Source organism: Borreliella bavariensis PBi, assembly GCF_000196215.1.
GTDB lineage: Bacteria > Spirochaetota > Spirochaetia > Borreliales > Borreliaceae > Borreliella > Borreliella garinii.
This window is the reverse complement of the sequence record NC_006128.1, coordinates 1-19,965: the sequence shown is the minus strand read 5'-3', so window position 1 is coordinate 19,965 and position 19,965 is coordinate 1. Positions and strand designations below refer to the sequence as shown.

General features: G+C 25.5%; 21 protein-coding genes. 9 read left to right on the top strand and 12 right to left on the bottom strand.

Annotated features, from left to right (window positions below; all coding sequences use genetic code 11):
* Window positions 1-14 precede the first annotated feature (14 nt).
* Entirely contained in the window at window positions 15-1,370 is a 1,356-nt protein-coding gene (locus BG_RS04335; RefSeq protein WP_011187136.1) for an NCS2 family permease, read from the top strand.
* 441 nt (window positions 1,371-1,811) lie between these two features.
* On the opposite strand, the gene ospC is transcribed toward BG_RS04335, so the two are convergent.
* Window positions 1,812-2,435, bottom strand: a complete 624-nt coding sequence (ospC, locus tag BG_RS04330; RefSeq protein WP_011187135.1) for an outer surface protein OspC — start codon at window positions 2,433-2,435, stop codon at window positions 1,812-1,814.
* A 274-nt stretch (window positions 2,436-2,709) separates the two neighbouring features.
* Between ospC and guaA the strand changes: the two genes are divergently transcribed.
* The 3 genes from guaA (at window position 2,710) to BG_RS04865 (ending at window position 5,713) form a co-directional block, all read left to right on the top strand.
* On the top strand, window positions 2,710-4,245 hold the full coding sequence (gene guaA / locus BG_RS04325; RefSeq protein ID WP_044007969.1) for a glutamine-hydrolyzing GMP synthase: 1,536 nt from the start codon (window positions 2,710-2,712) through the stop codon (window positions 4,243-4,245).
* 24 nt (window positions 4,246-4,269) lie between these two features.
* A complete protein-coding gene (guaB, locus tag BG_RS04320; protein ID WP_011187133.1) occupies window positions 4,270-5,484 on the top strand; it encodes an inosine-5'-monophosphate dehydrogenase in 1,215 nt (404 codons plus the stop codon).
* 100 nt (window positions 5,485-5,584) lie between these two features.
* Window positions 5,585-5,713 carry a hypothetical protein gene (locus BG_RS04865; RefSeq protein WP_259740470.1) on the top strand — a complete coding sequence of 43 codons (129 nt, stop codon included), beginning with the start codon at window positions 5,585-5,587 and terminating at the stop codon, window positions 5,711-5,713.
* 106 nt (window positions 5,714-5,819) lie between these two features.
* Here the strand turns inward: BG_RS04865 and BG_RS04315 are convergent, their stop codons facing one another.
* Window positions 5,820-7,412 carry a peptide ABC transporter substrate-binding protein gene (locus BG_RS04315; RefSeq protein ID WP_044007968.1) on the bottom strand — a complete coding sequence of 531 codons (1,593 nt, stop codon included), beginning with the start codon at window positions 7,410-7,412 and terminating at the stop codon, window positions 5,820-5,822.
* 212 nt (window positions 7,413-7,624) lie between these two features.
* Complete coding sequence (locus BG_RS04820; protein ID WP_167316887.1) at window positions 7,625-7,774, bottom strand: hypothetical protein; 150 nt, start codon at window positions 7,772-7,774, stop codon at window positions 7,625-7,627.
* Between the two features lie 899 nt (window positions 7,775-8,673).
* On the opposite strand from BG_RS04820, the gene BG_RS04310 reads away from it, so the two are divergent.
* Window positions 8,674-9,162 carry a hypothetical protein gene (locus BG_RS04310; RefSeq protein ID WP_044007967.1) on the top strand — a complete coding sequence of 163 codons (489 nt, stop codon included), beginning with the start codon at window positions 8,674-8,676 and terminating at the stop codon, window positions 9,160-9,162.
* A 269-nt stretch (window positions 9,163-9,431) separates the two neighbouring features.
* Here the strand turns inward: BG_RS04310 and BG_RS04305 are convergent, their stop codons facing one another.
* From BG_RS04305 to BG_RS04285, 5 genes are all read right to left on the bottom strand, one after another.
* On the bottom strand, window positions 9,432-9,980 hold the full coding sequence (locus tag BG_RS04305; RefSeq protein ID WP_011187130.1) for a chromosome replication/partitioning protein: 549 nt from the start codon (window positions 9,978-9,980) through the stop codon (window positions 9,432-9,434).
* Between the two features lie 67 nt (window positions 9,981-10,047).
* Window positions 10,048-10,809, bottom strand: a complete 762-nt coding sequence (locus tag BG_RS04300; protein ID WP_011187129.1) for a ParA family protein — start codon at window positions 10,807-10,809, stop codon at window positions 10,048-10,050.
* Complete coding sequence (locus BG_RS04295) at window positions 10,785-11,303, bottom strand: DUF226 domain-containing protein (protein ID WP_011187128.1); 519 nt, start codon at window positions 11,301-11,303, stop codon at window positions 10,785-10,787. Before BG_RS04295 ends, BG_RS04300 begins: the two co-directional genes overlap by 25 nt.
* Entirely contained in the window at window positions 11,293-12,237 is a 945-nt protein-coding gene (locus tag BG_RS04290) for a plasmid maintenance protein (RefSeq protein ID WP_011187127.1), read from the bottom strand. The genes BG_RS04295 and BG_RS04290 overlap by 11 nt, the downstream gene beginning before the upstream one ends.
* Window positions 12,238-12,352: 115 nt before the next feature.
* Window positions 12,353-13,396 carry a hypothetical protein gene (locus tag BG_RS04285; RefSeq protein WP_011187126.1) on the bottom strand — a complete coding sequence of 348 codons (1,044 nt, stop codon included), beginning with the start codon at window positions 13,394-13,396 and terminating at the stop codon, window positions 12,353-12,355.
* 141 nt (window positions 13,397-13,537) lie between these two features.
* Here BG_RS04285 and BG_RS04280 point away from each other — a divergent pair, with 141 nt between their 5' ends.
* Window positions 13,538-14,170 (top strand): hypothetical protein, encoded by a 633-nt coding sequence (locus BG_RS04280; protein WP_011187125.1) that lies wholly within the window; start codon window positions 13,538-13,540, stop codon window positions 14,168-14,170.
* A gap of 20 nt (window positions 14,171-14,190) precedes the next feature.
* Here the strand turns inward: BG_RS04280 and BG_RS04275 are convergent, their stop codons facing one another.
* The 3 genes from BG_RS04275 to BG_RS04265 are packed head-to-tail and all read right to left on the bottom strand — an operon-like array spanning window position 14,191 to window position 15,973.
* Entirely contained in the window at window positions 14,191-15,288 is a 1,098-nt protein-coding gene (locus BG_RS04275) for an alpha3-beta1 integrin-binding protein (protein ID WP_011187124.1), read from the bottom strand.
* An 11-nt stretch (window positions 15,289-15,299) separates the two neighbouring features.
* Window positions 15,300-15,617 carry a PTS sugar transporter subunit IIB gene (locus BG_RS04270; protein ID WP_011187123.1) on the bottom strand — a complete coding sequence of 106 codons (318 nt, stop codon included), beginning with the start codon at window positions 15,615-15,617 and terminating at the stop codon, window positions 15,300-15,302.
* A gap of 8 nt (window positions 15,618-15,625) precedes the next feature.
* Window positions 15,626-15,973, bottom strand: coding sequence for a PTS sugar transporter subunit IIA (locus BG_RS04265; protein WP_011187122.1), 348 nt, complete (start codon window positions 15,971-15,973; stop codon window positions 15,626-15,628).
* A 199-nt stretch (window positions 15,974-16,172) separates the two neighbouring features.
* On the opposite strand from BG_RS04265, the gene celB reads away from it, so the two are divergent.
* From celB to BG_RS04250, 3 genes are all read left to right on the top strand, one after another.
* Window positions 16,173-17,495, top strand: a complete 1,323-nt coding sequence (gene celB / locus BG_RS04260; protein ID WP_044007966.1) for a PTS cellobiose transporter subunit IIC — start codon at window positions 16,173-16,175, stop codon at window positions 17,493-17,495.
* Window positions 17,496-17,772: 277 nt separating this feature from the next.
* On the top strand, window positions 17,773-19,122 hold the full coding sequence (resT, locus tag BG_RS04255; protein ID WP_011187120.1) for a telomere resolvase ResT: 1,350 nt from the start codon (window positions 17,773-17,775) through the stop codon (window positions 19,120-19,122).
* Window positions 19,123-19,209: 87 nt separating this feature from the next.
* On the top strand, window positions 19,210-19,656 hold the full coding sequence (locus tag BG_RS04250; RefSeq protein ID WP_011187119.1) for a hypothetical protein: 447 nt from the start codon (window positions 19,210-19,212) through the stop codon (window positions 19,654-19,656).
* On the opposite strand, the gene BG_RS04245 is transcribed toward BG_RS04250, so the two are convergent.
* Window positions 19,640-19,921, bottom strand: a complete 282-nt coding sequence (locus BG_RS04245; protein WP_011187118.1) for an acylphosphatase — start codon at window positions 19,919-19,921, stop codon at window positions 19,640-19,642. The two genes, BG_RS04250 and BG_RS04245, sit on opposite strands and share 17 nt — an antisense overlap.
* Window positions 19,922-19,965: the final 44 nt, after the last annotated feature.

Here is a 19,965-nt window from a genome sequence, read left to right as displayed (position 1 = left end):
AGGAGTAATTTTTAATGAATCAATCCAAAGAAACATTGTTATTTCAATTTAAAAATAATGCCATCGATTATAAAAAAGAAATTATTGCGGGTATTACCACTTTTTTGAGTATGGCATACATAATAGCTGTTAATCCGGCAATATTATCTAGCACAGGGATGCCAATTGGTGCATTAGTTACTGCAACTTGCTTAACATCAGCATTTTCTAGTATATTAATGGGGCTTTATACCAATACCCCTATTGCACTAGCGCCCGGCATGGGACTTAATGCATTTTTTGCATTTTCTGTAGTAATTGGAATGAATATTCCTTGGCAAGTTGCATTAGCTGCTGTTTTTACTGAAGGGCTGATTTTTATTGTATTGTCTCTATCAAGAGCTAGAGAAAGTATTGCAAATTCCATACCAGTAAACTTAAAATATTCTATCACAGTTGGAATAGGACTGTTTATTGCTTTTATTGGTTTTGTTAATGGTGGAATTATCATTAAAAATGATGCCACATTGGTTGGAATCGGACCATTCATTGACTTAAAAGTTTTATTTACATTTTTAGGATTATTTTTTATTGTAATTTTTGAACAATTAAATATCCGAGGAAGTATACTTTGGGCAATTTGTTCAGTCACTGCCATAGCCTGGATATATGCGATCTTTAATCCAGAAAGCGCAGTTGCTGCTGGAATAAGTTTTCCAGACGGAATTTTAAGATTTGAGTCTATTACGCCAATATTTAATCAGCTGGATTTTTCCTACATATTAAGCAAACATTTTTGGAGCTTTATTACAATTGTATTGGTATTGCTCTTTAACGATTTATTTGATACTTTGGGCACTTTAATAGCAGTAGCAGCAAAAGGTAATATGTTAGATAAAAACGGCAAAATTCCTAATGTTGGTAAAATATTTTTAATTGATGCCATTTCTACTACCGTTGGAGCAATAATGGGAGTGTCTACTGTAACAGCATATATTGAAAGTTGCACAGGAATAGAAGAAGGCGGAAAAACTGGACTTACAGTAATAGTAACAGGAATAATGTTCTTTATTGCAATATTCCTTTCACCATTATTTATTGCTGTTCCTGCTAGTGCAACTGCTGCAGCACTAATATATGTAGGATTTTCAATGTGCAGAGAAATAATAAAAATTAATTTTTCTAATATAAGAGAAAATGTTTCCAGTTTTTTAATACTTTTTTTAATTCCCTTAACATACAATATCTCTTCAGGAATAAGCATTGGAATAATATTTTATGTTTTAATAAACATAATACTTAATTTATTAGAAAACAAAAAAAATAAAATCTCTCCAGTAATGATAATATTGTGTCTAATTTTTATTATTAAATTTTTTTATGGTTATTAACTGATTTGCTATTTATAAAAAAAATTTAAAATTTGCAATTTAAACAAACTAAATTACAAATCATGAAAAAAATTTTATCATCAAAATATTCCGAATATTGCGCGCTTTATAAAATTCCACACAAAACCAAAAAATTACTTATGATCTTTAAAACTATCTAAGTCTTCAAAAATTAAAACCTGCAATCTTTAAAGCAAATTGCTACCTAATTTTTTTATATTTGGGGATACTTAAATTCAATTTATTAATAGTCTTTGAAATAAGTTTTATTCTTTAAAAAGAAACTTAAAATTAAAATCATTTAATCCTTATTTAAAATGAATTTTAAGAAATTTTGAAAAAATAGAAAAATAAAAGTCAAGAAATTTTTCTTGACTCTCTATATTGACTTTATTTTTCCAGTTACTTTTTTAAAATCTTATAATATTAATTTGATCTTAATTAAGGTTTTTTTGGAGTTTCTGCCACAACAGGATTTGTAAGCTCTTTAACTGAATTAGTTAATGCTGCTTGCGCTGCTTTTGACAAGCTTTCTAGTGATTTAAATAACTCTTCAAGTTCTTTAGCACCCTTGTCTTTAGTTCCATGTGTTTTTAAAATAGCTTTTTTTGCATTATCATCCTGAACGCTTTGTATACCAAGCTCTGCATGACTATCTTTTAGCTTAGTAGTAAATTTTTCGGAACAATCCTTAGCCTCTTTAATTTTTTCCTTTAATTCTTCTGAATTCAATACACTTAATTTTTGTGTTATTAGTTTTGATATTTCATAAGCTCCTGCTATCAATGATTCGTTTCGATTTGCTTCGTTATCTAAAGTACCATCATTTTTTATTTTTTTACCAATAGCTTTAGAAAGTTCATCTATAGATGAAAGCAAAGCCTCAACTTCTTTCACAGCCAGTAAAAATGCATTAGAATCTGTAATTTTTTTGCTTATTACGGTAAGATTAGGTCCTTTTGCAGACTCATCAGGATTAGTAGATGCAGAATCCCCACCTGAATTATTACAAGATATAAATAAAAATAAAGTCATTAATATCGCACTTAATGTATTCTTTTTCATTAATTTGTGCCTCCTTTTTATATGAATTATTAGTTCAACAATTTTTCTTTTCAATTTTTTATATAAAAAAAATAATTTTTCAAATTTAATTATTGAATAATTATTGAATAATTATTGAATAATTATTGAATAATTATTGAATAATTATTGAAAAATATTACAAACAAACTATCTTAATTGATTTTAAGATTGACAGAAGCAAAGCTAAATATGCTAGAATTAAATGAAATACGCTTTAATAAGAAAACTTTTATTTGTTTTAAGGACTTATATGATGAATGTTCGTGCAATACTTGTATTAGATTTTGGATCCCAATATAGCCAACTAATTGCAAGAAGGATTAGAGAAATTGGAGTTTATACAAAAGTAATACCTTACTATACCCCTTTAAAAGAAATTAAAAATATGAACATCGCAGGAATAATACTAAGTGGAGGCCCTGCCTCTGTTTACGCAAAAGATGCCCCTACCTTGAACATGGAAATTTTTAATTTAAAAATACCTGTTTTAGGCATATGTTATGGAATGCAATTAATTGTTAAATTATTTGGAGGCCTAGTATCTAAAGACTACAAACAAGAATATGGAAGCTCTGAAATCTTTCTAAAAAATGAAAAATCTCTTTTATTCTCAGAGCTTCCAAACAAATTCCAAATTATTATGAGTCATGGGGATAGTATTGAAAAAATTCCCAATAATTTCAAACAGTTGGCTTTTACAAAAAACTGTATTGCTTCTATATCAAATGAAGATCAAAAGATTTATGGTCTACAATTTCACCCAGAAGTAACTCATTCTGAATTTGGCGATCAAATACTTAAAAATTTTGTTTTTAAAATTTGTCAATCTCAAACTAATTGGTCATTAGAGAGCAATGTAGAAACCATTGTGGAAAAAATTAAACTTAAAGTAGGTAGTAAAAAGGTTATTTTAGGACTTTCTGGTGGTACAGACTCTTTGGTTTGCGCATTACTTATAAAAAAGGCAATAAAAGAAAATTTAATCTGCGTTTTTGTAAATACTGGATTGTTGCGTAAAAATGAAGATAAAAAAATACTAGAATTAAAGCATCAATATGATTTAAATATAAAATACATCGATGCTTCTGAAAAATTCTTAAACTATTTAAAAAATATAAGTGATCCTGAGGAAAAAAGAAAAATAATAGGAAAAGAATTTGTAAACGTTTTTGAAAAAATTACTCTAGAAGATCAAAATATAGAATATTTAGCACAAGGAACAATTTATTCCGACGTAATTGAATCTAAATCAAAAAATAACGCTTCTTCAAAAATTAAATCTCATCACAACGTAGGGGGACTTCCAGATAAGATGCGTTTAAAACTTTTAGAACCTTTGAATGAATTTTTTAAGGATGAAATAATTCAAATCGGAATAAATTTAGGCATTAAAAAAGAAGCTCTTTATAGACACCCATTCCCAGGCCCAGGACTAGCCATAAGAATAATTGGAGAAGTAACGCAAGAGAAGATCAATATCTTGCAAGAAGCAGAAAATATTCTCACAGAGGAGCTTTTTACAAATGACTTATATTATGAAATAAGACAAGCATTTGTTGTATTGCTGCCTGTTAAATCTGTAGGCGTAATGGGAGATCAAAGGACATATGAATATACAGCTGTCATTAGATGTGTCAATACTCAAGACTTCATGACTGCAGAATGGACTGAACTTCCTTATAATTTTTTAAGAAAAGTTTCTTCAAGAATAATTAATGAAGTTAGAGGTATAAATAGAGTTTGTTATGATATATCTTCTAAGCCTCCATCAACCATAGAATGGGAATAATAAAAACAATAAAAAGGAAACTTTATGACAAATAAGATAATAAAAGAGGCTTTAACTTTTGATGATGTGTCTTTAATTCCAAGAAAATCATCTATATTGCCTAGTGAGGTTAGCTTAAAAACACAACTGACAAAAAACATATCCTTAAATATACCATTTTTAAGCTCAGCTATGGATACTGTTACAGAAAGCCAAATGGCAATAGCTATTGCTAAAGAAGGAGGAATAGGAATTATACATAAAAATATGTCAATAGAGGCTCAAAAAAAAGAAATAGAAAAAGTAAAAACATACAAAGTCCAAAAAACTATTAACATCAATAAGGATATAAACGAACAAACAACCAAAATGCTTTTAGAAAAACAACATCTAGAAGAATCTAAAATATACAAAAATGCAGAACGTAAAGAAGATTTCCCTAATGCATGCAAAGATTTAAATAGTAGGCTAAGAGTAGGCGCTGCTGTTTCCATTGATATTGACACCTTAGAACGAGTTGAAGAGCTTGTAAAAGCACACGTAGATATACTTGTAATAGACTCTGCTCATGGGCATTCTACAAGAATAATAGAGCTTGTACAAACAATTAAAAACAAGTATCCAAGCTTAGACCTGATTGCTGGAAACATAGTAACTAAAGAAGCCGCATTAGATTTAATCAATGTAGGAGCAGACTGTTTAAAAGTAGGAATAGGTCCGGGTAGTATATGTACGACAAGAATCGTTGCGGGAGTTGGAGTTCCCCAAATAACAGCAATCTGCGATGTTTATGAAGTTTGCAAAAACACAAATATTTGCATTATAGCAGATGGCGGAATCAGGTTTTCAGGAGATGTGGTTAAGGCAATTGCAGCGGGGGCTGATAGCGTAATGATAGGCAATCTCTTTGCAGGAGTAAAAGAATCTCCTTCAGAAGAAATAATTTATAATGGTAAAAAATTCAAATCCTATGTTGGAATGGGTTCTATTTCTGGTATGAAAAGAGGCTCTAAATCAAGATATTTTCAACTCGAGAACAACGAGCCTAAAAAATTAGTCCCTGAGGGAATTGAAGGAATGGTCCCATATTCTGGAAAATTAGAGGACATTTTGACTCAACTAAAAGGTGGATTAATGTCTGGAATGGGTTATTTAGGAGCAAACACAATATCTGATTTAAAAATAAATTCTAAGTTTGTAAAAATAAGCCATTCTTCATTAAAAGAATCCCATCCTCACGATGTTCTTAATATACCATAAAGATATAAAAATCTTTATCAAATTAATAACTAGCCTCTTTAAAATATTAAAATTTTGCATTATTTTTTGAAGAAATAACAACCTTGGTAGGAGAGGAATAATGAAAAATATAATAATTTCATCTGTTTTAACAATACTTTTTTTAGCATTAATGCACTCAGCGTTTATTTTACTAGAAAGTAAAAACTCTAAAATAATTAAATTAATAAGAAATGAATTCTTAAAATAAAAATTCATTTCTTATTTTTGTTTATTATAGCTAAATCAAAAGATCTAGCTATAAACTATTTACAATTAAAATTGTATTTTTTTCTAAAAATAAAATAAACTATAAATCATTTAATTGGCCTTATTACAGATAAATCAAATCTTTGTGAAATATTTGGTTCCCAACCTTTCCACTTATCGTTCCTAAAAAGATAACTAGAAGAAATTATATTAATAAAGATAGCTGGAAAATCTCTTTCGATTATTATCGTCTCTGCTTTTTTTAGAATTTCCTGTCTTTTAAAAATATTTCTTTCATGATCTGATTTTATTAAAAGTTTATCATATTCAGAATTTGAATATCCATAAGATGAAAAAGACGTGTTTTCAGTTTTAAAGATGCTTAAGAATGTCATAGGATCAGAATAATCTCCTAACCACCCTGCCCTTATTATTTCATAATTACCATTTACCCTACTATTTATATATGTTGACCATTCTTCACTCTCAAGCTGCACATTAATATTTAAATTTTTCTTCCATTGATTTTGAATAAATTCAGCAATCTTTCTCTGTCTATCATTTACATTATACTTTACTTTCAACAAAGGGAAATTTTTACCATTAGGATACCCTGCATCTACCAAAAGCTTTTTTGCCATTTGAGCATCAAATAAATTTAAATTGCTTTTGTAAGAGTAATCAATATAATCTGGAGTTGCTCTTCTTGTAGGAATAGAACTATCATTAAGAACGCTCTCTGTTAAAGTTTTTCTATCAATGGCAAGAGATAGCGCTTTTCTAACTGTAACATTGTCAAGCGGTTTTACTTTGGTATTCAAAGAATAAAAATAGGTTGAATTAATGCCTATTGAATAATAATCGTCTCTAAGCTTAAGATCCTTAAGTAAATCTGGTGGAACATTATTAAAAATTGCATCTAGTTCATCATTTAAATACATATTATAAGCTGTAATGCTATTATCTGTGACAAAAAATACAATATTGTCAAGAACAACGTCTTTAGATTTATAATATTTATCGTTCTTTTCAAGAACAACCTTTTCATTTAAAACTCTAGATTTTAATTTGAAAGGACCACTAACAACCATATTCTCAGGATTTGTCCACTCTTGTCCATACTTTTCAATAACGTGCACTGGTACAGGAACAAATGTTTGATGTACCAACATATCAAGAAAATATGGCTTTGGGGATTTTAGCGTTATTTCTAAAGTTTTTTCATCAAGAGCTTTAATTCCAAGATCAGATTCATTCACCTTACCATCAAAATACTCCTCTGCATTTTTTATAGTAGACTTAATAATGTTAACAAAAGATGAACCGGTTTCTTTGTCTAAAATTCTAAGATAAGACTTTCTTATTCCCTCAGCAGTAATAGCAATTCCATCGCTCCAAACAAGATTATCTCTTAAATGAAACGTATAAACTATTCCTTCATCAGAAATATCCCAGCTTTTAGCAAGTCCTGGTCTGTATCCTCCAGTTCTGGGATCTCCATCTAAAATACCAAGGAACATTTGACTTACAATAGTTGATCCAACAGAATCGTTTATTAATTGAACATCTAAAGTGACAGGTTCACTTCCAATATTTAGCTTAAACGCCAATTTGTGTCCATCATTTTCCTTAAAACAAGAAATAAATAAAATTGCATTAAGAAATAATATAGCTTTTAACTTTTTTATCAACATTTTCATATCAAACATCCTTACAAGTTTTTATAAATTTAAATTTTGCCTATATTTTATTATATATGAAATGTAATTTCATATTAACATTATTTAAAAAACTTAAACTATTCTCAAAATAAAACATTTATAATTGATACTTAATTTAAAAAAATGTCTATTATATTTTGATTTCAAATCTTTATCCAGGTATATTCTAATTATTTTAATATTAAATTTTTCTAAACTAAAATTCGTATTTTACATTGATATTTCCTTTCTTTAAAAGAATTATACAATAATCCATAAAAGCTAACATTTTTATTAAAACTAAAAATCATTAAAATCAACAAAACAATTAATCTTATATTAAAAAGATTATAGTCTTTCATTGTTTCCTCTCCAATAATTATTATATATAAAAAATGGTTTTTTAATTTATATATATTATTTATAGATTAGATCTATATTAGATTTAATATTTTTTAATAAAAAAACAAATTAATATTGAATTTTAAAAAATTAGAATTAAATTGTAACTTGTAGATTAAATTTCATATTTAACACTTCCTTTATAGCAATAAAAGTTCTTTATAAAGAACTTTCTTGCTTTTAAAGCCCCTTTTAAAAATGTTGAAAAATTTGTCTTTTATATTTCTAGTGATTTGCTATAATACTAAGCAGAAGCTTTAAGCAATAATATTTAAAATAATAATTCAAAGACTAATAAATAATGTTATTTATTCACAATAATTTGATCTTATACTGTATTTATCAGGGGTTTATTCTTAATTATAGTATTCAGAACAATAAGATTAATATTGTATCTTAACTTAGTATTAATTAAATATATTTAAATGAATATTAAAATTTTTAGAAAATGTTGTTTAACTAAAAGGTAATCAAATTATTTTTGATACCAATTTTTTTAAAAAATGAATTATGTATAACAAAATCTACTATGTAATAAATAGTTGCAAAATAAAGAGAAATTTGAAATTTCCATTGATAAAAAAGATATTCATAAAAATAAAAGAATTCAAATCTTCATACTCATTGAAGCCAATCCTTGAGTCATTAAAAATAGTTTTGTGAATATTTTCAATATACTCACAATATTGATGAAAAAATAGTAAGTAGTTTAGAAGGCAAACTTTTTTAATCTATTCTTTTCAAAAAAAACGATATTAAGAAATAATAATTAATTTATTAAAAATTATTTGCAATGATCTAATAAAAAATATATTATTATGTTCATTAATCTATGATTTTTTTATCAAAGGAGAGGAATATGGGATTATATCGAAATCAATTAAAATTATTGATATTTTTTTTATTAATATCTTGCGCTTCCTTAAACGTTGAGCACGATCAATTTGGAAAAATATTTAGAATATACCAAAGTTTAAACAAAAATGCAGAGCTTAAGGGGATTTTTAATTATAAAACGGGAATAACTAAAATAATTTTATATACAAAGTTTAGAAACCATAGTATAACGGAGCAGACTCCTTTATTATTATCAGATGGAACTAGAATTGAAGGAAAAGTGAGCCAGAAAAGAGATAATAACCATTTTTTTGGCAATTGGATTAATTATTCCTCATTTGTTTTGTCGAAGTCTTTATTAGAAAAGATGGTAAAAGAAGAAGATGCTTCTTATAAGAACGATGAAATTAAAATTAGAATTGGATTGGAGGATTTAAGCTTGAAAAAACATAAAATTTTAGATTTTTTAGTAATGGTCGAATCTATTGAAAATAAAGATTATAAAAATTGATTTTTATAATCTTTATTGCTTTTTTATTTCCCGTTTAAAATAGACATTTGATTTAAAAAAAATTATATAAAGGATATATAAATCCTATTTTAACAATTTGTAAAAATGACAAAGGCTACCTTATGGTAGCCAACTTATTATTCTAATCAAACAACAAGAGCGAGACATTGCATCTCAATCTATATAGATTATTATATAGTATTTTATTTTTTTGTAAAGTGTTTTTGAAACATTTTTTGAATGTAGTGCTATTTTATAAATTCAAACTATTATTTTTTGTTTTTAAAATTATTATATTTGTTTTTAATATTTGTAAGTAATTCTTGATTGTTGTAATATAACTCTTTTAGTAAAAAACTTGTAAAGTTTGTATTTGATTTATAAAAATCAAAGCTTTTTTCATCTTTAATTTTTATATTAAATGATCTATTTAATATATTTTTTGGACTAGATATGCAACCATTATTTTCTAAAATTTGTATAGCATAATATATTCCTTTTTTTAAAATTAATTCATAATTGATTTTACCACTATCAATTCCTATTGCTAGTTTCATATATCTATAAACAGTAGTTTTTGCCATATTATAATCTTTTATGAAATGATCAAAGCTTTTATATTTATCTATGACATAATATTTATTATCGTTAATTTCTTTCAAAATTCGAGCTGTTTCAATTTTATTATAAGATTCTTCTTTTATTAAAATCTTTAGTTTTTCTTTTAATTTTAAATATCTAGATTCTCTATTTTTTTTAATTTCATTTCCATTCAGTTCAACTCTTTTAACAATTTCTATTTTTTTATTTGATTTCATAGATTATTTTTGCTCCATTTTATACTTTCAAATTAGTTCCATATGGAACTATTAGTTCCATATGGAACTAATTTGAAAGTATACTTAAAAAATTTTCAAGTATATTTTCATAGGCTTTATAGTAGTCCTCATTAGAATTGAAGTCTTCTCTATAAAAAATAGTTTTACGTAAATTATCTCTTTTAGGAACACTTCCTAAAAACCTGCCCTTATATTCACATTCAATAAAATTTTTAAGCTCTTTATCAATATTTTGTCTTTCAATAAATTTAGTTATTAAATAAAATATTGGCAAATCTTTCCTAAAAAGATCGTTAAGCCTACTATTTATTAGGTCCAAACTTTCAATTGCCCATTGATCTGTTGGTAAAGGTATAATTAAGTAGTCTGTTATTATTAAGCTATTATTGAGCAAACTTCCCAATGTGGGTGCCGTATCCATTATGATAAAGTCGTATCTGTTTTGAATAAAACTTAAAAAAATTTTGAGTAAATTTTCTTTTAATGAGATACTTTCTTCATTAAACTGACTTAAAGTTATATGACTTGCTATGAAATCTGTATTTTTATTTACTTTAATTATCGAATTTTCTATATCAGTTTCTTTTTTAAGAACTTTATATATATTATTGTCTTTTATGCTAAGATTTTTTTTTCTTATAATATTAATATAAAAGCTTGTACTGCTTGCTTGTGGATCCAAATCTATCAATAATATCTTTTTATCTTTTCTTGAAAGTATGTTTGTAAACATTAATGATGTTGTACTTTTCCCTACACCACCTTTAATTGATGCAATTGTAATTATTTTTGGTTTTTTTTTATCCAATTTAATATTCCTTTACTACTTTCATATTTTTTACCATAAAATTTGTGTATTTCCTCTTCAATTTTTAAAGTTCTCCCTAAAAGAGAATTATAAAAAATTTTATTTTTATTTTTATTTTTAGTGAATATGTATAAACTTCTTAAGTAACAGAAAACACTTCCTTTTTTAAATTTGAATTCCATATAAAATATTTTTTTTAGTCTTATAGTTTTTTTTGTTCCTTTTTCTGTGTAATTTATAATAAATGGTTTTGAAATATTTGTAAAACCATAAAAAATTCCTAAAAATTTGTCATTTTCTTTTGTTGAGAATAAATGAAAGCTTTCATATTTTTTATTGTTAAAGACATTTCTAAGACATAGCCAAAATTTTCCTTTTTGTGGCTTTGCTTCAAAATTATTTATTATACTGAAGATTTTTGTATGATAAATAATTTTATTTTCTAATTTTTCGATTTTATTAAAAAAATTTTTCTTTGTTTCTTTATTTTCCATTATATTTTTCTGACTTTACTTTTTTATTATTTTTATCATATTTTTGTTTTTTTATTAGATTTTTCATCAATACAATAGCATTTTTTATATCATTTGATGTATTAATTTGGTTTTCATTTTCTAATTTTCTTTTTATTTTGTTTTTACTTTTAAATTCTTTTATTAGTTTACTAAAATCGGTATGTTTAAATTTTTTTGCCATAAACCATATTTTCTTTTTCTTTTTTTCTAAAGTTTTTTTGAAGAATTTTATAACTTTTTTTTCTTCATATTCACATAGTTCTTCCATAAAGTCTTTTAAGTTCCATAGTGAATTTTTGTAGCTTATTATGTTTTCTGTGATTTTTTTGATTTCTTCTAGATTTATTTCTTTCGATTTTTTTTTAATTTCTTTCTCTAAGAAGTTTATGGTTTTTTTTGTTTTTTGATTTTTGCTAGAATGATTAGAATTCTTATAATTTTTACTTATATTATTACTTAATAGATGTGAAGTTATTTGATATGAAATTTTATAGTTTTGAGATTCTTCTATTATTTTAAATTTTTTTAGTTCCTTGTTTTTTGATTTTTCATATTTAATTTTTTTATTAATAAAATATGTTGTACTGATAACTTTTTTAGCCAATTTTTCAAGAGCTTTATTTATTGTGTAGTAAGTAAAGCTACCATTGTTTTTTCCAAGTGGATTGAAATGACTTTTAATTAATCCTAAATTTTCAAAAATTTTTATGTCATTTTGTATTGTTCTTTTAGTAACCTTTTTAAAACCTTTTTTTTCCAATATAGAATTTGTCATTACTACAACATTGCCTAGAGAATATTTTTTTTTAGATATGAAGTAGTTAGCGCTTAGTTTTTGAATTACCCAAAATATTTTCAATCTTCGGTCTACCACTTTATTAAAAGGCATCTTATTACTTGTTAATTGATACATTTTAAGCTCCTATCGTTTGATCTTTTATTGCATTAAGCATTGAGGTTAATAATAATACACTTATTAAAAAAAGTAAAGTTTTATTGGTGAATCTGCAATCAAGTAGGTATAAATTTTAACTTATTGAATCTTGCCTATTTGATTGCAAATTTTTTATGCAATGATCTACTTCTTTTAAAAATTTTAGAAGAAGTGGTTTATATATTTCAAACATGAATTCACCCTTTTCTCCGTAAGATTTTAATTTTAAAGTAATATCTTTTTCAATGTTTTTTGTAAGCTCGATTATTTTTTGCGGACTTAATACTATATTTAATGTTTCTTTTATTGTTTTTGAATCCTTTAAAGTTCTAATAGGAGGCTCAATTTTTAATTTTCTATTATTTTCATCATAAATAGAGTTTAGAAAGCGTAATTGATCTGAGTATAAATTTAAATTTAAAAACAAAATATTTAAATTTTCACAAGGGTAATAATTTGCTATAATAAATGTTTCGTATGTTTCTAAGGGGGTGTTTGATTTTTCAAATAATTTTGGGATCTTCATACTGTATATGTAATAATCCTCTATTTCATTATATTCTGTTTTAAGCTCTGTTTTTTCAATTTCAATTTTTCTATTATCAATACGTTTTTGTAATATATTTTTGGATATTTCAGCTTCTTTATCAAAATCTGTTAAATATTTTAAAATATACTCCTTATTAAATTTTGTGCTATAAGGTACATTCCAATTGTCCTGAAAGTCAATGTTAATGTATTTTCCTATGCTTTTATCATAAATATGGGTTAATAGATCTCTTGAATTAGCTAGTGAAATACTAATAATGCTTTTATTAAAGCTGGATTTTACTTTAAGCTCTGCTTGATATTTTAAATAATTAATTTTTTCCTCATTTATCAAAACGCTTTCAGGATTTATTTGCAATCCTTTTTTTTCGATGTAAATATTAACTTTAAAATTTTCTTTTTCTATTAAAGGATTATATATCCCCACAATAGATATTTTATTGTCATAATTTCTGCTTATTATAGAGTCTTCTTGAAATTTTAGTTTTCCTAATTTATGACTTGTATCATGTAGATTGAAATTCCCATTTGGAATGGATTTACAACCTAAAATTAATAAAAATAAGGAAATATTTTTAAGATACTTCATTTTTTATTCCTTAAGTGATTTTATATAAATGTAATTCTAGTGCAATAATTATATTCTTTTTGATTTTAATTATTAAAGAATTTGTTATACTTTTTATGTAAGCTTTTAATTAATATTAGTATATTTCATGAGAAATCTTTGATGAAAAAAATTTTAATTTTCTTTTTACCTTTACTTTTTTTATTTTCATGTAATATTAGTACTTCTTCAATTTTTATTAGATCTTTAAATGAAGCAATGAAAATTGAGATTGGTTTATATAAACCGTTAGGAAATGGCAAATTTAAAACCGGTATTCATACTAAGGATTACTTTAATTCTATTAAAGATATTAGTTATTATTCTTATTTTTTTATTTTAGATAAATTTAGTAATAATATTGTAATGAAATTGGCTTTAAGTTCTAAAAAAGTAGGTTTATTAACCTATGATTTTGGTATTTTGTTTGATCATAAATTTAAATTAACAATTTCTAATTTAAATTCAAATGAACCTAATTTTGACGCTATTAATAGTTTTGACAAAAAAATTGCTTTTAAAAATAATATTAATGTCAATAGTAATATTCAAAATGTTGCCACTATTGTTTTTAGTTTAGATGATATAAAAGCTATTAATCGAGATTTTGAACTTAAAAATTATATTGAAGATCTTAATTCTGCTACTAATGAATTTATATATTTTCTTGACAGTTCTAAAAATTTCGATTTAATAGAGTCTTACATTACTCTATATTATTATGTCCTTAAAGCAATTGAAAAATTTTTACAATAAATAAACTTTTTTTAGGATGTTTATTTATTTTCTATTATTTTGAATTTTTCCCAAGGTTCTATTTTTTCAAGCAGATATATTTCTTCATCTACTATCTTCCCAACTACGTTTATAAGACTATTATTTGGGGTATCTTTTAGTGATATTTGAAGCTCTCCTGCATAACCTAAATATTCTGAAGAGTCTATTAAAATGTCTCCTTTTTTGATTTCGTTTGGAGAATGTACAGGAAATTTTTTATTATTGTAGTACACTCTTGGCATAGTTGATCGAATTCTATAAGAATTAATATCTCCTCTATTAAAATGTAAATTCTCAAGTATTATTTCTTTTTCCACTGGAGTTGCTTTTGGATTTAGGTCTGCTTTGAGCTCTAAAACATTTCTGTTTACTTTTGATACTTTTTTTAATTCTGTTTCACTTGGAAAACAATTAGAAATTAGGACAGTGTCTATTCCTTCTTTAAAAAGATCTTTTGCCTGGGTTTCTATATCTTTAGACCTGTGTGATTCTAGCGTAGGCACACCTTCTTTTTCTTTTCCTCGTGCGCACTCTTCTGCATTGCTAGAACTAATAAATGCGGCCGTTGGGATTGAATAATGTTTGAATATTTTCGTTGTTTCTTTAAAGAAAGTTCTTGAAAGTCCTGTATATTTGTGGGGATAAAAATTATGACATCCAAGCAAATTTTTTATATTAGGCTTAAAATACATTATTGTGTCAATATGTTTATTTATATTACTTATATTAAGTTGAATCTTAAGGTCAGAATCGTTAAAAGTCATTAATGATTCTTCAATGCCTGTAAATGTATTGTCTAATCTAATTGCCCAAGCACCAAGTTTTTTAAAATAATCTAGTTTTGGACAATTTCTGAGATTTGAAAGATCAATTTCCAATTCTTTGAAAATTTTGGGACTTACGTCAATAATAGGCTTCATTCCGTTTTTATTTGCAATGTTCAGTAATTCTTTGAATATGTTAAATTCATTTCCGTTAATATAGAGTAAAGAGGTAAATACTTGAGTAAATCCAAAATGAGCACTTTTCTCAAGATATTCGATAATTTTATTTTTAGGACTTACATTAGGGTATATAGATATTCCAATTTCTTTCATTTTAACCTTCTTTAAAAAGAACTTTTATTCTTGAGTGCATTAATTGCAAGTTGTAATACTTTTTCTCCATTCATTGTTCCATAATCGATTGTGTTAATTATTTCGATTGGAATTCCTTTGGGCTTTGTTATTTCTTCAAGTCTGTTTTTATTGAATCTTGACTGTGGTGCAAGTAAAACAACATCAAAGCGGTCAACAACTTCGCCAAGTCGTGTCTCAGCAATAGCTTCAATTTTTGCATTTATATTGTTTGCTTTGGCATATTTTTCAATTCTTTGTACCAGCATGCTTGTGGACATTCCAGCTCCACATACAAGTAATATATTCATATTTCCTCCTATTTTTTTATTTCATTTATTATTTTGTAAACATTGATTAATTCTTCAAAAATGCTTAATTCTGAAATTGCAGACATTAAATGATCTTCGGCATGAATTAAAATAAAAGGCGGTTTAACAGAGCTTGGATTAGTGGCTGATTGCTGTATTATTTCCCTATGTGCTTCATGCGCCTTTGCAATAGAGTTTCTACTTTCTTGTATGCTAAGATCTGCTTTTTCATAGTCTTTGTTTTTAGCGTATTCCAAAGCTTCTCTTAGAAAGCTTTTAGCTTCACCAGCATAAGCTACAACAGGCATGCTTATTTTATCTATTAATTCTTCTATGCTGTATATTTTTTTATTCATGTATAAGATTTTCTCCTTTTATTTATAAATCAATAATTAATATTGTTTAATATGTCCTATAATATATTATATTATAAGATATATTAAACATAAATAATTTTATTTTAAATAGATCTTATAAGGATTTTGATATAATTATTATAATTAATTATATATTAATTATAATAATTAATTATTTTTTTATTGGAGGATGGTTTTCATGAATTTTCAAAATTTTATTGAAACTACTTTAGTTCCTATTGCTAGTAAAATTGGTTCAAATAGATATTTAATTGCTTTAAGAGATGGTTTTACTTTTTCTATGCCCTTTTTGATAGTTGGTTCTTTTATTTTACTTTTAGTTAATTTACCCTTTACAGATTCTACAACATTATTATATCAACAGTGGTATGTTGATTTAATGGCTAAATATAAAGGAAATATTGTTCAGCCATTTTATGTAAGTATGGGGATTATGTCCATATTTGTTGTTTTTGGTATTGGTTATAACTTATCTAATCATTATAAACTTAGTGGAATTACAGGAGGATTCCTGTCTCTTTATACATTTTTAATTTTAGCTGGACAATCAGATTGGATACCTTACGGAGGAGATGCTGCTAAATGGGGAATTCAGCCTAATTCATGGTTTCCTGTAATTGATGCAAGATATTTTAGTGCTCAAGGAGTATTTACAGCTATTATTTCTGCTATTTTTGCTGTTGAAGTTTATAAATTTTTAGTTCAAAGAAATATGGCAATTAAACTTCCAGAGTCTGTTCCGCCTGCTGTTTTAAAATCTTTTGAAGCTTTAGTTCCTGTTGTTGTACTTTCCATTGTGGCTCAAAGTGTTAATATTGCTATTCAAAGTTTAGCAGGCAGCCTTTTCCCCGAAATAATTATGAGTATGTTTAGGCCTGTTTTACAAATTAGCGATACTTTAGTTGGGACTTTAATGATTTCTTTTATCGTTCATATACTATGGTTTTGTGGCCTTCATGGTACCAATGTTATTGTTGCCTTGCTTAATCCCATAATTCTGACAAATCTTGATTCTAATATTAGGGCTCTTTCTGACAATCTTCCACTTCCTCATATTTTAGCGGGTGGATTTCTTGATTCATTTGTATATATTGGTGGTGCTGGTTCAACTTTAGGCCTTGTTATTGCCATGATGCTTAGTAAATCTCAACATCTAAAGGCCATAGGTAAACTTTCATTTGCTCCTGGTCTTTTTAATATTAATGAGCCTATTATGTTTGGGGCACCAATAGTTTTAAATCCTATACTAGGTATTCCTTTTTTACTTATTCCTATGTTTAATATAATTGTCGCATATACTCTTACTAATTTTGGAATTATTGAAAGAGTTAGAACCTTAACTCCATGGACAACCCCTGCTCCTATTGCCGCTTTTTTGTCTACAGGGCTTGATATTAAATCTTTTGTTCTGGTTTTATTATTATTGATTATTTCGGTATTTATGTATTTACCCTTTATAAAAGCATATGATAAGGTTCTGCTTTTGCAGGAAAAAGAATAGTAAGCTTTTTTGAATTGCTATTGAAAAACTTGTGATAAAAAGAGAGCTATTTATAAATAGCTCTCTTTTAGGCAATAAAAGAATTTATATAAATTTTATTTATTTGTATTTTAAATCAATAAAAAGATTGGCTAGTATAAATGAAATATCTTTTTGGTAATTTTTATGGAGTCTAATACAATATTGCATGATTTAACTTAATATATAGGTATTTTTTTAAAAATTAAAAATTTTTTAACTAAGTAAAAAATTTTAAACTTGGTATAATTGAATTAATATGTCCTCAAAAGTGAAGATAAAAAATGATTTTGAAATATTTAGAAAAGAATTAGAAATTTTATATAATAGATATCTCAATAATGAACTTTCATATTTAAAATTGAAAGAAAAAATAAAAATTCTTGCAGACAAACACAAAGCCATTCTTTTTAGAAAAGATAAATTCACAAATCGTTCAATAATATTAAATCTTTCAAAAACTCGTAAAATAATTAAAGAATATATTAATCTTTCAGTAATTGAAAAGATTAAAAGAGATAATACTTTTTTATTTTTTTGGAAATCAAAAAAAATAAAAGAATTAAAAAATATAGGAATTAAAGACCTGGGAAAAATAGAAGAGTTAATGTTTTTAAATCAAATTAATAACGAGAAGCCCTATTTTCAATATTTTATAGATTTCTTTGTAACTCCAAAATGGTTAAATGATTATGCTCATAAATATAAAATTGAAAAAATTAATAGCTATAGGAAAGAACAGATATTTGTTAAAATTAATTTAAATACCTATATTGAAATAATTAAGCTCTTATTAAATCAAAACCGAGATATTAGATTGAAATTTTATGGAGTTTTAATGGCAATAGGGCGTCGTCCTGTTGAAGTAATGAAACTTTCTCAATTTTATATCGCAGATAAAAATCATATTCGTATGGAATTTATTGCAAAAAAGAGAGAGAATAATATTATTAATGAAGTTGTTTTTCCAGTTTTTGCAGATCCCGAATTAATAATTAATTCTATAAAAGAAATACGCTACATGGAACAAACCGAGAATCTTGCTAAAGAGTTAATCTCTTCAAATCTTTCATACAGTTATAATAGATTGTTTCGTCAAATTTTTAATAATATTTTTGCCCCTGAAGAATCTGTTTATTTTTGTAGAGCTATTTATTGTAAATTTTCTTATCTTGCATTTGCGCCTAAAAATATGGAAATGAATTATTGGATAACAAAAGTTTTAGGGCACGAACCAAACGATATAACAACAGCCTTTCATTATAATAGGTATGTTTTAGATAATTTAGATGATGAGGCAGACAATAACTTATTAAAATTACTTAATCAAAGAATTTATACATATGTTAGACGTAAAGCCACCTATTCTACGCTTACAATGGATCGTTTAGAAAGTTTGATAAAAGAACATAGTATAATTGATGATAATTATATTAAAACGTTGATTGTAATTAAAGATTTAATGTTGAAGGATAATTTAGAGACTTTGGCAATGGTTAGAGGATTGAATGTTAAAATTCGCAAAGCTTTTAAAGAAACATATGGATACAATTATAACTACATAAAACTTACAGAATACTTATCAATAATTTTTAATTATAAATTATAGTTTTTGCTTTTTTAAATTTTAGGTTATTGTTAATACATTTGGAGAATATTAGAAAATATTTTATTAATAATATATTATATAATTGATATGAAAATAGGTCTTTGTTATTTCTTTAAAAAAATTTTAAAATCTAATGACAATAGAACGATTTATATTTCTTATCTTTATGATAGGTTAACTTCAGTTAAGCCAGCAGGAGATTGGCTTAAAATTTATTTTAAAGATTCTAAAAGAGGTAAAAAATATTTTATTCTTTTTAATAGGAATGGTTCAAATGGTAGTTTTATTTCATGTAGATTTTTAAAAACAGGTTGTAATTGTGGTCTTGATATTAAATTTTCTGATGGCAATTTGAATATTTTTTGCAGGAATAGGAAGTCTTTAGAATTTTTGAAATTTAAAGTTGAACATTTTTTTAAATCTGCTGTGTCTTGCTCCAAGAATAACAATTCTGATATGAGCAATATTAAGCTAAGGACTAAAAAAGTTAAGGCACTTATTAAACGAGAAGCAAATCCTAATAATAAATTTTAAAGTTATTAAATTGAAAAGGATAGTTTTCATCTAAAGTTTTTTTTTCAATATTTTCAATGTTTGAGTACTTATTCCCATTTTTTAATAATTTTTCAAATTTTTTCATTTGTTCGTTAGTGTTAAAAAAAGCCACAATTTCTACCCTGCCATCGTTTAGATTTTTTACAAACCCTTTTAGTTTCATATTATTTGCTATTTGCTCTGTAAAAAATCTAAAACCAACACCTTGTACTTTACCAGAAATAAAATATTGTTGTTTATACATTATTACCTCTTTGTATAGAATCTATCCAATAGAAAAATTTTGAA

Bases quoted from the DNA above. Each gene is read 5' to 3' on its own strand.
- BG_RS04335 (WP_011187136.1), top strand. From the start codon at position 15: ATGAATCAATCCAAAGAAACATTGTTATTTCAATTTAAAAATAATGCC.
- ospC (WP_011187135.1), bottom strand. From the start codon at position 2,435: ATGAAAAAGAATACATTAAGTGCGATATTAATGACTTTATTTTTATTT.
- guaA (WP_044007969.1), top strand. From the start codon at position 2,710: ATGAATGTTCGTGCAATACTTGTATTAGATTTTGGATCCCAATATAGC.
- guaB (WP_011187133.1), top strand. From the start codon at position 4,270: ATGACAAATAAGATAATAAAAGAGGCTTTAACTTTTGATGATGTGTCT.
- BG_RS04865 (WP_259740470.1), top strand. From the start codon at position 5,585: ATGAAAAATATAATAATTTCATCTGTTTTAACAATACTTTTTTTAGCA.
- BG_RS04315 (WP_044007968.1), bottom strand. From the start codon at position 7,412: ATGAAAATGTTGATAAAAAAGTTAAAAGCTATATTATTTCTTAATGCA.
- BG_RS04820 (WP_167316887.1), bottom strand. From the start codon at position 7,774: ATGAAAGACTATAATCTTTTTAATATAAGATTAATTGTTTTGTTGATT.
- BG_RS04310 (WP_044007967.1), top strand. From the start codon at position 8,674: ATGGGATTATATCGAAATCAATTAAAATTATTGATATTTTTTTTATTA.
- BG_RS04305 (WP_011187130.1), bottom strand. From the start codon at position 9,980: ATGAAATCAAATAAAAAAATAGAAATTGTTAAAAGAGTTGAACTGAAT.
- BG_RS04295 (WP_011187128.1), bottom strand. From the start codon at position 11,303: ATGGAAAATAAAGAAACAAAGAAAAATTTTTTTAATAAAATCGAAAAA.
- BG_RS04290 (WP_011187127.1), bottom strand. From the start codon at position 12,237: ATGTATCAATTAACAAGTAATAAGATGCCTTTTAATAAAGTGGTAGAC.
- BG_RS04285 (WP_011187126.1), bottom strand. From the start codon at position 13,396: ATGAAGTATCTTAAAAATATTTCCTTATTTTTATTAATTTTAGGTTGT.
- BG_RS04280 (WP_011187125.1), top strand. From the start codon at position 13,538: ATGAAAAAAATTTTAATTTTCTTTTTACCTTTACTTTTTTTATTTTCA.
- BG_RS04275 (WP_011187124.1), bottom strand. From the start codon at position 15,288: ATGAAAGAAATTGGAATATCTATATACCCTAATGTAAGTCCTAAAAAT.
- BG_RS04270 (WP_011187123.1), bottom strand. From the start codon at position 15,617: ATGAATATATTACTTGTATGTGGAGCTGGAATGTCCACAAGCATGCTG.
- BG_RS04265 (WP_011187122.1), bottom strand. From the start codon at position 15,973: ATGAATAAAAAAATATACAGCATAGAAGAATTAATAGATAAAATAAGC.
- celB (WP_044007966.1), top strand. From the start codon at position 16,173: ATGAATTTTCAAAATTTTATTGAAACTACTTTAGTTCCTATTGCTAGT.
- resT (WP_011187120.1), top strand. From the start codon at position 17,773: ATGTCCTCAAAAGTGAAGATAAAAAATGATTTTGAAATATTTAGAAAA.
- BG_RS04250 (WP_011187119.1), top strand. From the start codon at position 19,210: ATGAAAATAGGTCTTTGTTATTTCTTTAAAAAAATTTTAAAATCTAAT.
- BG_RS04245 (WP_011187118.1), bottom strand. From the start codon at position 19,921: ATGTATAAACAACAATATTTTATTTCTGGTAAAGTACAAGGTGTTGGT.